The following is a 14,154-nucleotide window of genomic DNA, read 5'->3' on the forward strand; positions in this document are numbered from 1 at the left end:
AAGTAAAGGGAGTCGCCCGATGACTGAATCTCGTCCACGTATCTATCACCTTCTTGGTAATCTTCTGACCTTTCACGCCTTTCCCGCAGAGACCGGGGATCGCTATACGATGGTCGAGATCAAGACCGCTCCGGGTGCGGGCGCACCGCCCAATCATCACGCCGGAGAAGACGAAAGTTTTTTTGTGCTGGACGGAGAGTTCGAGTTCTTTGTGGACGGCGAAACCATCAAGGTCTCAGGGGGTGATTTTGTAAAAGTGCCGGATGGTGCGGTTCACGCCTTTACCTGTACCAGCGCGCGTCCCGGTCGATTGATTTGCGTGAATTCCCCGGGCGCAATGCATGACACGTTTTTTACCGAGGCCGGAGAAGCCATGCCCGACGGGACGACCGAGATTCCTGCAATGGACGCACCCCCTGACATACCCGCAATCTTGGCTGTCGCAACCAAGGCCGGTATGACGATTCTGGCCCCAGCAGACGCCTGATCTTTCTCAACTACACCTGACAAGGCAGCGGCGATTTGCCTTGTCGCACCCCTTATTCGCATAGGTCTTTGGCGTATCGCCAAATGTTTCTGGCAGGGTTTCATATGCCGACCCGCAGGGTGCTTGCCATATGTGCAGCAGTCCTGCTGTTTCGTATGGTTGCCTGATCAACCGAGGGGAGTGCGGCGGGATCAGGGGGTGCGGCGCATAGCCAAAATACCATGCACTCACGGAGGCTGTGATGCCCCCCCGACTGCAACCACAATCCCAACCAGATCCTCATTTGGCCGTAATGCGCATGTCATTGGCGCTTTGAAACATGCTGCACGAACTGCCTCCGTCCACATCATTTTGGTGATTGGAATGGAGATAGACGTATGGCGAATATCGAAAGACTGATTGAGGAACCAACCTTGGACATGTTGAATGCAAAGGTTGCGCAGATGTCCCAATATGGTTGGAGGCCGATTGGATGCCCCAGAAAGTCCAGAACGGGGTTTGTGCAGACTGTACAGCGGATATGTTGTATCTGTTGAATATGATGCTGTCTCGCAGCCAGAACAGTCAGATCCGAAAGGGAAACCCGTACACCAGTGTAGGTCGTAACTGGCGGCGATGTGCCAGTAGCGGATGGAGGCCCGGAACGACGAAGTAAGGAACCGAACGCCGATGAGATATTCCGACATGGTCAAGAACCGATCTTGGCAATGCGCCACGGAACTGGCGATGGCCGGAGAACATGAGCCTGCGGGGAAAATCCTGCATGCCTATGGATTGATGAAATCAGAAAGCGATGACCTTGAGACTGTCCTGCGCTTGATGCGCGAGGCGCGCGACGACGTGAAAGAACAGGGTAACAGCCAAAAACCAAAGCATCTGGTCCTGCATTTCGAAGCACATTTTTCCGAATAGCCCGATTGCAGCCAAAGCCGCATTCAAAAGGTCGCAAAGCCCATCCAACAACCGTGTTTCATCCACCGACGTCTGACACCGCAGAATATAGTTGGTCTAACCAGTGTTCGACTGGATTTTAGTATATTAGGTTTCGGGGGCTTGATGGTGCTGCTGGAGAGAATTGAACTCTCGACCTCTCCCTTACCAAGGGAGTGCTCTACCTCTGAGCTACAGCAGCGCTGTGGGCGGGTGATTAGACTCAAACGAAACGGTGCGCAAGGGTGTCTGGACGGTTTTTTTCGCCTCCTGTAGAGAAAGATTATGGCAGATAGAAATACACCAAAAAAACACGGTAAACCCGGAGACGCGCGCGAGGATCGGCTGAAGGCCGCGCTCAAGGCGAATATGGCGCGGCGCAAGGCGCAGGCCAAGGCGCGCGCAGCATCCGGGGACAGGGCCGGCAAGGACGAGGGATAAGAGCAGATGGATTCGATTCTGGTGACGGGCAACGGGCCGCTGAACGGTCAGATACCGATTGCGGGGGCCAAGAACGCGTGCCTGACACTGATGCCGGCCACGCTGTTAAGCGATGAACCGCTGACGCTGACCAATGCGCCACGGCTGAGCGACATCAAGACCATGACCGCCCTGCTGCAATCGCTGGGGGCCGAGGTGTCGTCGCTGCAGGACGGGCAGGTGCAAGCGATGTCCAGCCATGACCTGACCAGCCACACCGCGGATTACGAGATCGTGCGCAAGATGCGCGCTTCGAATCTGGTGTTGGGTCCGCTGCTGGCGCGGTTTGGCGAGGCCGTGGTCTCGCTGCCCGGCGGTTGTGCGATCGGCGCGCGACCAATGGATTTGCATGTCGAGGGGCTTGAGGCGCTGGGCGCAGAGATTGAGCTGAAAGACGGGTATCTGCATGCCAAGGCCCCCGGCGGGCTGAAAGGTGCGGTGCATGAGATGCGGTTTGCCTCTGTTGGCGCGACCGAGAACATCGTGATGGCTGCGACATTGGCCAAGGGCACCACGGTTCTGAAAAACGCCGCGCGCGAGCCAGAGATCGTCGATCTTGTGGAATGCCTGCGCAAGATGGGCGCGCAGATCGCCGGTGAGGGGACGTCGACCATCGAGATACAGGGCGTCGACCGGCTGCATGGCGCGACCCATCAGGTTGTGACAGACCGGATTGAACTGGGCACCTATATGCTGGCTCCGGCCATTTGCGGGGGTGAGGTCGAACTGCTGGGCGGCCGCATGTCTCTGGTCGAGAGCTTTGCGGCGAAACTGGATGCCGCCGGAGTGAATGTCACCGAAACCGAAAAGGGTTTGAAAGTCGCGCGTCGGAACGGACGGGTCAGCGCCGTTGATGTGGTCACGGAACCCTTCCCCGGTTTCCCGACAGACTTGCAGGCGCAGATGATGGCGTTGATGTGTACGGCCGAGGGAACGTCTGTTCTTGAGGAACGCATTTTTGAGAACCGGTTCATGCACGCGCCCGAGCTGGTGCGTATGGGGGCCGATATCGAAGTGCATGGCGGCACGGCCACCGTGACAGGGGTCGAGCGTTTGAAAGGCGCGCCTGTCATGGCGACGGATCTGCGTGCGTCAGTCTCTTTGATACTGGCAGGGTTGGCGGCAGAAGGTGAAACGACGGTCAGCCGGGTCTATCATCTGGATCGCGGGTATGAACATGTGGTGCGCAAGCTGGAAGGCGTGGGTGCCAAGATTGAACGGATCAAGAACCAATGACTGATGCAAGTTTCCACGACGGTCGCGAGGCTCCTCTGAATCTGGGCGCGCAGGACCCTGACGACCTACAGGTGATCTCGACGCTCACTCAGGACGCGGTGTTTCCGATCACCGAGATGACGTGGCGCCCGTCGCAGCGTCGTTTCGGTCTGCTGCTCAATCGTTTTCGGTGGGAAGACAAGGAGGCTGCTGCCCTTCGTGACCGGCCATTCGAGCGGGTGCAGTCAGTGCTGGTTTTTGACTCGGTTCTTTCGGTTGCCAGCCAGGGTATCGACCGCAGCGACAAGGACATGGTCATGTCCCTGTTGTCGGTCGATTTCGAGGCCGCGGAGGACGGTTCAGGTCAGGTCTTGCTAACCTTGGCCGGAGATGGCGCAATTCGCCTGACGGTCGAGGCGCTGGACGCCACCTTGAAGGACGTCACCCGTCCATATCAGGCTCCGTCCGGGCAGGCCCCGCACCATCCGGAATAAACGCGGCATAGCGCAGGCGTTCTCTGGGCCATCTACGGGTCTGGAGTTACGTCGCGCGACCGTGTTTGACGTGTTTCAGATCAGTCGGGTTTTGATCCGGTCGATCACCTATCTTTGCGCGGGTGACCACAACAATGACGCTTCTCTGCTGGCGGCGTGGACGGGCAACAAGGACCCTCAGACCATAAGGCGATGGGTACAGTCGGGGGCGATCCTCTGGCTGGCCGAGGTGGATGGCGTCGTCGCTGGTGTCGGTGGGGTGCGCCAAGAGGCGGAACTCTCGCTACTTTACGTCGATCCTGCTTATGTGCGGCGCGGGGTCGGGTTGGCATTGCTGATCCGATTGGAGCATCAACTGGCCGGGCAGGGATGCACAACTGCGCATCTTGAGGCCACGGCAACCGCACACGCATTCTATCGCCGCTATGGGTGGCTGGATGTGGGTGAACCGACGAACCGGCTGGGTATGCCGCATTATCCGATGCGCAAATCGCTGCACCCGGCCGCTGAAGGGTTGAGGCCAGCCCATCCGGGCGATATGTCCCGGTGAAACGTCCCGGAGTGCACAATATGCCCGTCTTTCTAGATACGACCTCGCGCGAATTCGAGACAGCGTTTAAGGCGCTGTTGTCCGCCAAACGCGAGGACAGCCCCGACGTTGACGCTGTTGTGGCGCAGATAATTGAAGACGTGCGCACTCGTGGCGATGCGGCGGTCATAGAACTGACGGCAAAATTTGATCGACTTGACCTGACGCCTGACACATTGGCGTTTTCCCCGACAGAAATTTCCGAAGCCGTGGCGCAGGTCACGCCTGACGATCGCGCCGCCTTGGAACTGGCCGCGAACCGAATTCGGGCATATCACGAAAAGCAGTTGCCGTCCGACCATCAATGGGTTGACGAATCCGGCGCGACCTTGGGTTGGCGCTGGTCGGCTGTTTCAGCGGCTGGATTGTATGTGCCGGGCGGTTTGGCCTCGTACCCGTCTTCCGTGTTGATGAACGCGATAACGGCAAAAGTGGCAGGGGTTGAGCGGCTGGCGATTACGGTGCCAACACCGGACGGTCAGGTGAATCCGCTGGTTTTGCTCGCGGCGCAGCTGTCGGGTGTGGACGAGATTTACCGCATCGGCGGGGCGCAGGCGATCGCGGCATTGGCCTATGGCACGGACACGATTGCACCAGTCGACAAGATTACCGGACCGGGGAACGCCTTTGTCGCCGCCGCAAAGCGCCGGGTCTTTGGCAAGGTCGGCATCGACATGATCGCGGGGCCTTCCGAGATTCTGGTGATTGCCGACAAGGATAACGACCCCGATTGGATCGCGCTGGACTTGCTGAGCCAGGCCGAACATGACGAGAGCGCGCAGTCGATCCTGATCACGGACGATGCCGCGTTTGGGCAGGACGTGGCGAAGGCGGTAGAGAAACGCCTTGAAACTTTGCAGCGACGCGCGATTGCCGGGGCCAGTTGGCGCGATTCCGGAGCGATCATTACAGTGCGCGATCTGGACGAGGCCGCGGTGTTGTCCAATCGAATCGCGCCTGAGCATCTGGAGCTGTGCGTGTCCGATCCGGTGGCGCTCAGTGAAAGAACGGTCCATGCAGGTGCTATCTTTCTTGGGCAATATACCCCCGAAGCAATCGGAGATTACGTTGGCGGCCCCAACCATGTGCTGCCGACGGCGCGGTCGGCTCGTTTTTCCTCGGGCCTCAGCGTGATGGATTTCCTCAAACGGACCACCCTTAGTCAAATGACACCCGAGGCATTGCGCGCAATTGGCCCTGCGGCCGAGCAACTGGCCCAGTCAGAGAGCCTTGAGGCGCATGGTCTGTCAGTAACAGCGCGGCTGAAACGCCTGAATGACTGATGGTTTGGCGGCCTGCAATTTGGGCCCGATGCGCGTCAGAACCGATGGCATCCCTGCATGTTCGCCGACCCTTTGCCGCAAAAGCGCGAAATTGACCCTGCGGAGCAGCCGATTTGATCCATTCCCGCGTTGTCCAATTATTTCTGTTGCGATAAGCCTGATCCGACCTGAACGGACTGCACGCACATGACCCGCATTTCGCATATCGAACTGGATGACCGCAATCTGCCCCCGCCGACCCCCGAGATCGAGCAGGAGCGCAAGGTTGCGATCTATGATCTGCTGGAAGACAACTCGTTTGTTCTGCCCAAGCGCGAGGACAGGGCGGTGCCGGATGGCCCATACCATGTGCAGCTTTCAATCCGTGACAAACGGCTGGTGTTCGACATCGCAACGGAGGCCGAGGAGAAAGCAGCCGAGTTCCATCTTTCGCTGGGGCCGTTCAAGCAGGTGGTCAAAGACTACTTCCAGATTTGCGAAAGTTATTTCGACGCGGTGAAGTCCCTGCCTCCCAGTCAGATCGAAACCATCGACATGGCCCGGCGCGGCATCCATAACGAGGGCAGCCGGGTTCTGCAGGAACGGCTGGAGGGTAAAGCCGAAGTTGATACGGATACGGCCCGCCGCTTGTTCACGCTGATCTGCGTGCTGCATTTCGGGGGGTGACGGGTGACGCCTCTGCCGCAGTCCATCCTGTTCTGTTGCGACCATAATTCGGTTCGGTCACCGATGGCCGAAGGCATCATGAAAAAGTTCTATGGCACCGGCACATATGTTCAGTCCGCCGGTGTTCATAATGACCTGGAAATCGACGGGTTCTGCATCGCAGTGTGCCAGGAAATCGGTGTCGAACTGTCCCGCCATCGTTCACGCTCGTTCGATGAGATGCAGGAATGGGGCGATGACCTCAGCTCGTTCGATCTGATCGTGGCGCTTTCGCCCGCCAGCCAGCGCCGGGCACTGGAGTTAACCCGGATTTTTCACCTGGATGTCGATTATTGGCCAATAATGGACCCTACTGGACTGGGCGAGAACCGGGAAGAAAAGCTACATCACTACCGACAGACCCGCGATCAGATCATCAAGCATCTGAAAGACCGCTGGGGCGAGCCTACGGAGTGATTATGAACGAGACCGTCAAAACCTATTTCGATGCCTTCAACGCAAGTGATGTGGAGGGCATGCTGGCTTGCCTGTCCGACGACGTAGCCCACCATGTGAACGAAGGCCAAATTCGGGTTGGCAAAGAAAAGTTCGCGGCCTTCTGCGCCCATATGAACCGCTGCTACCGTGAAAACCTGACCGATATCGTGGTGTTCGACGCCGCAGGCGGCACCCGCGCGGCGGCCGAATTCACTGTGAATGGCACCTATCTGGAAACCGACGAAGGGTTGCCCGAAGCGAATGGCCAAACCTACCGCCTGCCTGCGGGGTCGTTCTTTGATCTAAAAGACGGGAAAATTACCCGCGTTACGACCTTCTACAACCTCGCTGACTGGACCAAACAGGTCTCGAATGGTTGAGGTTACAGCCGTCCGCCCCTTGACCGGAGCGGCGCTTGAGGCCGCTCTGGACGATGTCGCCCGGTTGCGGATCAAGGTGTTTCACGCTTGGCCGTATCTGTATGATGGTGATCTGGATTACGAACGGAAGTACCTGCAATCTTATCGTGATAGCGACAAGGCCATCGTGGTAGGTGCCTTTGATGACGATCGACTGATCGGCGCATCTACCGGTGCCCCTCTGACCGACCATTCCGACGATTTCGCGACTGCCTTTGAGGGCACCGGGCTGGACCTGTCGCAAATCTTCTACTGTGCGGAATCCGTTTTGCTGTCGGATTACCGGGGGCAGGGTGTCGGCCATAAATTCTTCGATCTGCGCGAGGCGCATGCCCGTGCGCTGGGTTTCAAGAAATGCGCCTTCTGCGGGGTGCAGCGCCCGGCGGATCATCCGATGCGGCCCAATCATTACCGGCCACTGGACGCGTTCTGGCGCGCGCGTGGGTATGAACCCTTACCCGGAGCGATCGCGCAGTTTTCGTGGAAAGACATCGGGCAAGACGCTGAGACACTGAAGCCGCTGCAATTTTGGATCAGGGATTTAGGCGCGTAGCGCGGCCAAGTAGTCCGACTTCAACGAGCCTGTCTGCGGCTGAGAAGGCCGTATTTCACCGCCCATCCACGAAGCGACCGGCGTTTGGGCTTTTCCAGTCGAACTTCGGTATTCGTTTGTGACCCGCCTTTTCGATTGAACTCGAATACGTCAATGACACGCTCGGCGCAGCCGCAGGCCTCGCCCATACCAACCTTGGCGAAATAGAACTTTTCGAAGCTTTCGGGGTTTTGCATGGTGATCCTCCTGTCCCTATTGAACCAAGTCAGGGCCTTTGTGCCAATTCACTTTCCTGTCGGATCACGGCGGGGTGTATACAGATGGCACGCGCCTGACTTAGTGTTGCATCAATCCAGAACCAAAGGATCCCCCAAATGAAAGTCGCAACCGCTGCATATAATCTCGACTGGCTCGACAGTTGGGCGCAGTACGAAGACAAGCTGGATCGCTGGGTCTCGGAGGCCACCGGGCAGGGGGCCGAGTTGCTGGTCTTTCCCGAATATGGCGCGATGGAATTGTCGACGCTGGATGGGGCTGAGGTTGCAGGCGATTTGGAGCGGTCGATCCACGCCGTATCCGACCGGATGGAAGAGGTGCGCACCCTGCATCAAAGACTGGCCCGAGAGCACAAGGCTTATATTCTGGGGGCGTCGGCCCCGGTTGTGGACGGGTCGGATCGTCCGGTGAACCGGGCCGAGCTTTATGCGCCGGATGGTGGGCAGGATCATCAGGACAAACAGATCATGACCCGGTTCGAGCGCGAACAGTGGGACATCGCCCCGGGCGGCCCGCTGAAACTGTTCGACACTGCGCTGGGCAAGATCGGAGTGCTGATCTGTTATGACAGCGAGTTCCCTTTGCTGGGCCGCGCGCTAAGCGACGCGGACCTGATCCTTGTGCCGTCCTGCACCGAAGCATTGTCGGGCTATTGGCGTGTGCGGATCGGCGCGATGTCCAGAGCCCTGGAAAATCAATGCGTTACGGTGATGGCCTCCTTGGTGGGAAGCAATGACTGGTCCGAGGCTGTGGATATGAACACCGGCACCGGCGGTATTTTCGGTCCACCTGACAAAGGGTTCCCCGCAACGGGCGTACTGGCGGAAGGCACGCTAAATCAACCCGGCTGGACCTTCGCGGAAATCGACCTTGGCGCCATCGCGACGGTGCGTGCAGACGGTCATGTGCTGAACCGCAGCCATTGGGACGAGCAGACCACCCGAGTCGAATCCGTCACATTATCCCGTCTTTAGCGATTCCGGCCTTGAAATAAGCCCAAAATAGGCTCATTTAAGCGCACATCCTCGTAGATTCTGCGAGTGCAACGTAAATGTGGAGACAACATGGCCAAGGAAGATACGCTCGAATTTCCCGGTGTCGTGAAGGAACTCCTGCCTAATGCGACGTTTCGGGTCGAGCTGGAAAACGGCCATGAGATCATCGCACATACGGCAGGCAAGATGCGCAAGAACCGCATCCGTGTTCTGGCTGGCGACAAGGTTCAGGTCGAGATGACCCCCTATGATCTGACCAAGGGTCGGATCAACTACCGCTTCAAGTAACGCCCAACCCAATGGCGTTTATCTTAGGATCGGGCAGCCCAAGGCGGCTGGACCTGCTGGCCCAGCTTGGCGTGCAGCCCGATGCGATCCGCCCCCCTGACATCGACGAAACCCCGTTGAAAGGGGAGTTGCCGGTTCCCTATTGCAGCCGGATCACGCGCGAAAAAGTGCAGGCGGTGCAGGCGGATAGTGACGATATCACTTTATGCGCGGATACCACCGTGGCGCTGGGCCGCCGCATTCTGGGCAAACCCGAAAACGCAGGCCAGGCGGCCGAGTTTCTGCACGCTCTGTCCGGGCGTCGGCATCGGGTGATCACCTCGGTCGCGGTTCGGCGAGGCGAGCGTGTGCTGCAACGCGATGTGGTCTCGCAGGTCAAGGTTAAGCGCCTGTCCGATGTTGAGATCAACGCATATCTGGCGACCGGCGATTGGCAGGGCAAGGCGGGTGCTTACGCGATCCAAGGTCCTGCAGGCTCTTTCATTCCTTGGATTTCCGGTTCCTTCACAGGTATCGTCGGCTTGCCCCTGTCTGAAACCGCCGCATTGCTGCAAGGCATCGGCTACCCCCTATATCGTGAGGCATAATGAAAGGCCGCACCATCGTATTGGACCACATCGACAGCCGCGAAGCCGCGGCGTTGATGGTCGACGGCAAACTTGACGATTTCCTGATCGCAGGGGACGCGCCTGCGCCCGGAACAATCTATCGCGCCCGTGCGGATCGTCCGGTCAAGGGACAGGGCGGCATGTTCCTGACAACGCCGAACGGACCTGCTTTTTTGCGTCAGGTCAAAGGCTTGTCACCCGGCGCGCTGATGCTGGTTCAGGCAACCGGCTATGCCGAGCCAGGCAAGGCATTGCCGGTCACGGACCGGGTGCTGTTCAAAAGCCGCTATGCGATCGTGACGCCCGACGCTCCGGGGCTGAACATCTCGCGGTCTATTCGGGACGAGGATGAGCGGGACCGCCTTCTGGAAATCGCTCATGAGTGTATGGATGGCAGTTCCTACGGGTTGATTCTGCGGTCGTGCTGCGCCGGGGAAGATGCGGGTGAAATCGCCGAGGACATCAACGCGATGTTGGCAGATGCGGATCAGGTTATGAATGATCCGGGGACCGAGCCCGAGCTTCTGTTGGAAGGCGATAGCCCGCATGTTCTTGCATGGCGCGACTGGACGGATCCGGCCGAGGTTGTGACGCAGGCTGGCGGATTCGATGCGCACGGAGTTCTTGACGCTCTGGATGTTGCCCGCGGGATTTCCGAGCTGTTGCCGGGGGGCGGTCATCTCTATATCCAGCCAACCCGCGCCTTGGTCGCCGTAGATGTGAATACAGGGGCCGACACGTCGTTGGCAGCAGGAACCAAGGCCAACTTCGCCTGTGCCAAGGGTTTGGCCCGCGCGCTGCGTGTCCGCGGTCTGGGCGGGCAAATCACTTTGGATCTGGCCCCGATGCCCAAGAAAGATCGCCGCGGATTTGAATCGGCCCTGCGTGCTGCTTTCAAGGCCGATCCGATCGAGACGACAATGGCAGGCTGGACACCTCTTGGACATTTCGAACTGCAGCGCAAACGCGCCCGAATCCCCCTGTCGGAGGTGTTGAAATGAGCTGTCCCATCTGCGGAGAGGACACGGTCACCAAGTTTCGTCCCTTCTGTTCAAAGCGCTGCGCCGACATCGACTTGGCCAAGTGGCTGAATGGGTCATATTCCGTTCCCTCCCAGCGCGAAGAGGATGTTGAAACGGACATGTTGTCAGAAGATAAAGCGCAGCAACGTCCACATTGAAAAAATGTGAAAAAGGCTCTGGACACTGCCAGTGGCAAGTCATAGAACGCCTCCACCCAACGGCGGTCGCCGTTCCCGTGCCCGGGTAGCTCAGGGGTAGAGCAGTGGATTGAAAATCCTCGTGTCGGTGGTTCGATTCCGCCCCCGGGCACCATTTAAAGCATTGAAATAATTTAATAATTTTGATGATTGCTGCTGCTTTCTATTACCGGAATTGGTCTGCGTACCATATCTGTACCATTTGACCCCAACTTAAGATGTTTTTCAAAAAGCTTAATCGCTTCTTCATGAGTTCATGTGTGCAAAATGTACATTCGTGCAATGTGAATTGCTCGTTGACATGGGCTTACATGTAGACTGTTCAAAGGCCTTCAAGCTGAACAGAAGCGCTGCTGCGAATGGGGTTGTCGCTTGGTCAGCAAAGGATAGATCACCAACATGTTGCAAAAGCGCAACGCCACTATCCTTGGTTCTCAGCTTCTATTCTTGTCACTATTCTTGGCTATCCTTGGAGAAAGCGCATCTATTCTTTAATTAATAAAATCAATATGATATGTGAACTTTCAGCGTTGAAAATCTCTCGGTTTTTGGAAATCATAACGTAACTTCGAAACGTTATGGGAAGCACACCAATGGTAACTGAAAAACTACAACACTCGTGTGCGAGGGTTCACATCTGGGCTCAAAGAAGCTCTCAGGCTTCAAGGTCGACCGTGCGGAAGGGCTTTGCTGGACTGGTAATCAAGTCGTTTGGGCTGAACGGGCTTTCGCAATTTAAGTCTGCTGGTTTGTCCGGACTTCAAGCTGGAGCGGTCGTTTAATGACAAACTATTTGACAGAGAGCCTTGGCTGTATCACTCGCATGTCAAAGGCGGATAGGGAGGTGCTTCCTCCAAGCCATCTGCGTCACGTCCTGCGGTTCGCGAGGGATGTCACGGAGAATGCAGAATCCTACTTTTTTGAAGGTTCCGCTCTGTCCATGGCCTCAGATCTCAGGATTAGAGACCCCGAGGGCCTCCGCGGAGTACTGCTTTCGGTTTTCGACGCACCAAAGACGGTTTTTCTAGAAGCTGGCGGCCGTGAAAGGAACCTTCTACTAAATCCTCTGCGCGAACACATTCCTCAAGATGTGCTTCCCGGAGAAGCAATCGCGAACCGGGTGGGGATTCAGGTCAAGGTTCTCGCGCCCGGTCTGGCAAAGTACTCGGTATGCTGGAATCTATCGGTCTCGCACGAGGAGTCTCGGCGGGCTCGTGCATTTGCCAAGGAAACAATGGATGCCTCATACGCGGTGAGCAGAACTAAGCTGGAGGAAAGGGCATTGTTTGAGTTCTGGCGCTTGGGTCTCAATTGCTACGACGGTGTGATCGATGTCAGGAACAAACCTTCGTTCATTACGCCCGAGGAACTCTGGCAGCGGTACAATGACGGTCATCAAGACCTTCGCAATAATTTCAAGGACTTGTTTGGGCCAACAGACCGAGATTTTCTAAGGGTTCGTCACAAAAAGAAACTAAGTTTTGCAACTTGGGTCTACAACACTGCCATGATGGAAGAAATCTCACTTAGCGAGACAGGAAGAAGTTACCTAAACGAACTAACGAAGAGCAATCCGTTCGCAGCAGAGGATCTATACCATAACGACCCTGAGGATCTAAGTGGAGAGATTTCGAACATCGCAGCGATGTTGGCCATTTTGTTAGCAAACGATGGAGATGCCGTCGTTCGGCAAGAGAAGCCTGTCTTTGCTGGCGTTGTAAAACAAAGAACCAGACGAAGACCAACCAAACAAAAAGACAGCGAACCCCGGGTAATCAACGTAGTTAAATTAAAGATCTCTGACGAAACCGTTGAAAAGCTATACTCTGGGGGGCCAACTAAAAAAGTTTCTACTGGACGTCGAAGGGGACCTGTCAGGCATTTGGTACGTGGTCATCTGTTCTTGGCGAGAAACGGCAAAATGGTTTTTCGACGACCTCACTGGAAAGGCAGATCAGATCCCGACAAGCCTACAGTTGTCCACGTGCATAGTTCTTAGATAGCTACGCGTACGGTCGGATACCTAGTGCTAGGAGTCGCAACGCAAATCCCTCTATTTCTTTTTGTACGCCACTTCTTGCCGCCCGATGATCTTGAAAGCGGGCGGCAAAATTGGATTTCTACATAGTCTGGTGAGGAAAAAGTTGTCCCATAAATTGCAATCGCGGATGTTCCTCAATTTCAACTAGAGTCGAATGAGTTCAACCAACAATTTGCAAGAAGCCAATCTATTCGTTATCGCCGATTACTGCCAAGTCGGTCACGTCCCCTGACCAGGAGACACGAAGTTCCTTTTTGGCTCGAGTGGCTGCCACGTGCAAAAGCGAGCGGTGCTGATCAACGATGTCATTCAAGTCCGCAGCATCAACAGCAGACTCTACAGCTATTTTCGGTGGAAAAGCAGACTTCGACATGAACGGAATTGCCACGGCAAAAAACTCCAGACCCTTGGCGCGGTGCATTGTAGTGATTCTCACCCCGGGTTTGTCGCGGCTGTCAGCTTCTCCAGCCTTCAGTTCAACTGTTTGAACTTCAATCCGGTGAAGAGCATCCTCTACACGCGCAATGTCCTTTCTCCGGTTGCAAAGGATTCCAATCTCTTCAGGAGCAGTGCCAGAAGAAATCACCTTACCTACCCAATCGGCCAGACCTTTCAGTTCTTCAATTTCTGATGGATGGGACGCAAGCTCAGGGTTTGGCCCTTTCAACAGACTTACGTATCCGTTCAGTGTATCCGTTCCTTCATCTAGGTCATCGACACTCACCCCTTCCAGGATTGATACGGCCCAGGCTCGTATTTCCTGCGTTGTACGGTAATTCAGTCGCAGTCGGCGTGAGCGGCCGCGAATGTTTATACCGCAAGCAGACATGCTCGCACGACGTGCATAAATTCGTTGATGCGCATCTCCAACGATAAAGATCGTGTTTTTATCGCCGGTCGATTTTTCCGGGACAATGGCTCTAATCAGCTTGAAAGCCTGCTCACCCATGTCCTGCGCTTCATCCACAACTACGGCGACGTAGGGGAGATTTGGTGCTTCAGACAACAACAACTCGGTCGCCTTGAGCCTCCCCAACTGAACGGGTCCACCGTTATGTTCAGGAAACGGAGGACTAAGAATGGCAGACAAGAGACCGAAGCCCGAAGAGATTGTCTTGAAGTTACGGCAGGTTG

At 56.4% G+C, this 14,154-nt stretch carries 19 protein-coding genes and 2 tRNA genes; 18 read left to right on the forward strand and 3 right to left on the reverse strand.

The features are described 5' to 3' along the window. The first annotated feature begins 19 nt into the window (after positions 1-19). Positions 20-487, forward strand: coding sequence for a cupin domain-containing protein (locus ACR0MS_RS13620; RefSeq protein ID WP_480573734.1), 468 nt, complete (start codon positions 20-22; stop codon positions 485-487). Positions 488-1,156: 669 nt separating this feature from the next. After that, a complete protein-coding gene (locus tag ACR0MS_RS13625; RefSeq protein WP_480573737.1) occupies positions 1,157-1,399 on the forward strand; it encodes a hypothetical protein in 243 nt (80 codons plus the stop codon). 145 nt (positions 1,400-1,544) lie between these two features. Here ACR0MS_RS13625 and ACR0MS_RS13630 read toward each other — a convergent pair. Then, positions 1,545-1,619 (reverse strand) — tRNA-Thr (locus tag ACR0MS_RS13630). An 83-nt stretch (positions 1,620-1,702) separates the two neighbouring features. On the opposite strand from ACR0MS_RS13630, the gene ACR0MS_RS13635 reads away from it, so the two are divergent. The 9 genes from ACR0MS_RS13635 (at position 1,703) to ACR0MS_RS13675 (ending at position 7,593) form a co-directional block, all read left to right on the forward strand. Continuing rightward, positions 1,703-1,858, forward strand: a complete 156-nt coding sequence (locus ACR0MS_RS13635; RefSeq protein WP_480573740.1) for a hypothetical protein — start codon at positions 1,703-1,705, stop codon at positions 1,856-1,858. Between the two features lie 6 nt (positions 1,859-1,864). Beyond that, positions 1,865-3,133, forward strand: a complete 1,269-nt coding sequence (murA, locus tag ACR0MS_RS13640; protein ID WP_480573743.1) for a UDP-N-acetylglucosamine 1-carboxyvinyltransferase — start codon at positions 1,865-1,867, stop codon at positions 3,131-3,133. Then, entirely contained in the window at positions 3,130-3,606 is a 477-nt protein-coding gene (locus ACR0MS_RS13645; protein ID WP_480573746.1) for a DUF2948 family protein, read from the forward strand. The genes murA and ACR0MS_RS13645 overlap by 4 nt, the downstream gene beginning before the upstream one ends. A gap of 61 nt (positions 3,607-3,667) precedes the next feature. Beyond that, the gene (locus tag ACR0MS_RS13650; protein WP_480573749.1) at positions 3,668-4,156 is read left to right on the forward strand and encodes a GNAT family N-acetyltransferase; all 489 of its coding nucleotides are present in this window, start codon (positions 3,668-3,670) and stop codon (positions 4,154-4,156) included. A gap of 20 nt (positions 4,157-4,176) precedes the next feature. Beyond that, the gene (gene hisD, locus ACR0MS_RS13655; RefSeq protein WP_480573752.1) at positions 4,177-5,478 is read left to right on the forward strand and encodes a histidinol dehydrogenase; all 1,302 of its coding nucleotides are present in this window, start codon (positions 4,177-4,179) and stop codon (positions 5,476-5,478) included. 186 nt (positions 5,479-5,664) lie between these two features. Further along, the gene (locus ACR0MS_RS13660) at positions 5,665-6,144 is read left to right on the forward strand and encodes a UPF0262 family protein (RefSeq protein ID WP_170385513.1); all 480 of its coding nucleotides are present in this window, start codon (positions 5,665-5,667) and stop codon (positions 6,142-6,144) included. A 3-nt stretch (positions 6,145-6,147) separates the two neighbouring features. Continuing rightward, the gene (locus ACR0MS_RS13665) at positions 6,148-6,600 is read left to right on the forward strand and encodes an arsenate-mycothiol transferase ArsC (RefSeq protein WP_480573755.1); all 453 of its coding nucleotides are present in this window, start codon (positions 6,148-6,150) and stop codon (positions 6,598-6,600) included. A 2-nt stretch (positions 6,601-6,602) separates the two neighbouring features. Further along, a complete protein-coding gene (locus ACR0MS_RS13670; RefSeq protein WP_480573758.1) occupies positions 6,603-7,001 on the forward strand; it encodes a ketosteroid isomerase-related protein in 399 nt (132 codons plus the stop codon). Continuing rightward, positions 6,994-7,593, forward strand: coding sequence for a GNAT family N-acetyltransferase (locus ACR0MS_RS13675; protein ID WP_480573761.1), 600 nt, complete (start codon positions 6,994-6,996; stop codon positions 7,591-7,593). Before ACR0MS_RS13670 ends, ACR0MS_RS13675 begins: the two co-directional genes overlap by 8 nt. Positions 7,594-7,613: 20 nt before the next feature. Here the strand turns inward: ACR0MS_RS13675 and ACR0MS_RS13680 are convergent, their stop codons facing one another. Next, positions 7,614-7,829 (reverse strand): hypothetical protein, encoded by a 216-nt coding sequence (locus ACR0MS_RS13680; protein WP_480573765.1) that lies wholly within the window; start codon positions 7,827-7,829, stop codon positions 7,614-7,616. Between the two features lie 138 nt (positions 7,830-7,967). On the opposite strand from ACR0MS_RS13680, the gene ACR0MS_RS13685 reads away from it, so the two are divergent. The 7 genes from ACR0MS_RS13685 to ACR0MS_RS13715 all read left to right on the forward strand — a co-directional run bounded on the left by ACR0MS_RS13685 (position 7,968) and on the right by ACR0MS_RS13715 (position 12,978). After that, on the forward strand, positions 7,968-8,843 hold the full coding sequence (locus tag ACR0MS_RS13685; RefSeq protein ID WP_480573768.1) for a carbon-nitrogen hydrolase family protein: 876 nt from the start codon (positions 7,968-7,970) through the stop codon (positions 8,841-8,843). Between the two features lie 90 nt (positions 8,844-8,933). Further along, positions 8,934-9,152, forward strand: coding sequence for a translation initiation factor IF-1 (infA, locus tag ACR0MS_RS13690; RefSeq protein ID WP_005978431.1), 219 nt, complete (start codon positions 8,934-8,936; stop codon positions 9,150-9,152). Between the two features lie 11 nt (positions 9,153-9,163). After that, positions 9,164-9,739 (forward strand): Maf family protein, encoded by a 576-nt coding sequence (locus ACR0MS_RS13695; RefSeq protein WP_480573771.1) that lies wholly within the window; start codon positions 9,164-9,166, stop codon positions 9,737-9,739. Next, complete coding sequence (locus tag ACR0MS_RS13700) at positions 9,739-10,761, forward strand: ribonuclease E/G (RefSeq protein WP_480573774.1); 1,023 nt, start codon at positions 9,739-9,741, stop codon at positions 10,759-10,761. Before ACR0MS_RS13695 ends, ACR0MS_RS13700 begins: the two co-directional genes overlap by 1 nt. Then, a complete protein-coding gene (locus ACR0MS_RS13705; protein WP_480573777.1) occupies positions 10,758-10,940 on the forward strand; it encodes a DNA gyrase inhibitor YacG in 183 nt (60 codons plus the stop codon). The genes ACR0MS_RS13700 and ACR0MS_RS13705 overlap by 4 nt, the downstream gene beginning before the upstream one ends. A 79-nt stretch (positions 10,941-11,019) precedes the next feature. After that, a tRNA-Phe gene (locus ACR0MS_RS13710) sits at positions 11,020-11,094 on the forward strand. Positions 11,095-11,760: 666 nt separating this feature from the next. Beyond that, the gene (locus ACR0MS_RS13715) at positions 11,761-12,978 is read left to right on the forward strand and encodes a hypothetical protein (RefSeq protein WP_480573780.1); all 1,218 of its coding nucleotides are present in this window, start codon (positions 11,761-11,763) and stop codon (positions 12,976-12,978) included. 229 nt (positions 12,979-13,207) lie between these two features. On the opposite strand, the gene ACR0MS_RS13720 is transcribed toward ACR0MS_RS13715, so the two are convergent. Next, the coding region (locus ACR0MS_RS13720; protein ID WP_480578955.1) for a 3'-5' exonuclease at positions 13,208-14,154 on the reverse strand (947 nt) is incomplete at its 5' end.

This window comes from Ruegeria sp. CJ2, assembly GCF_056536745.1.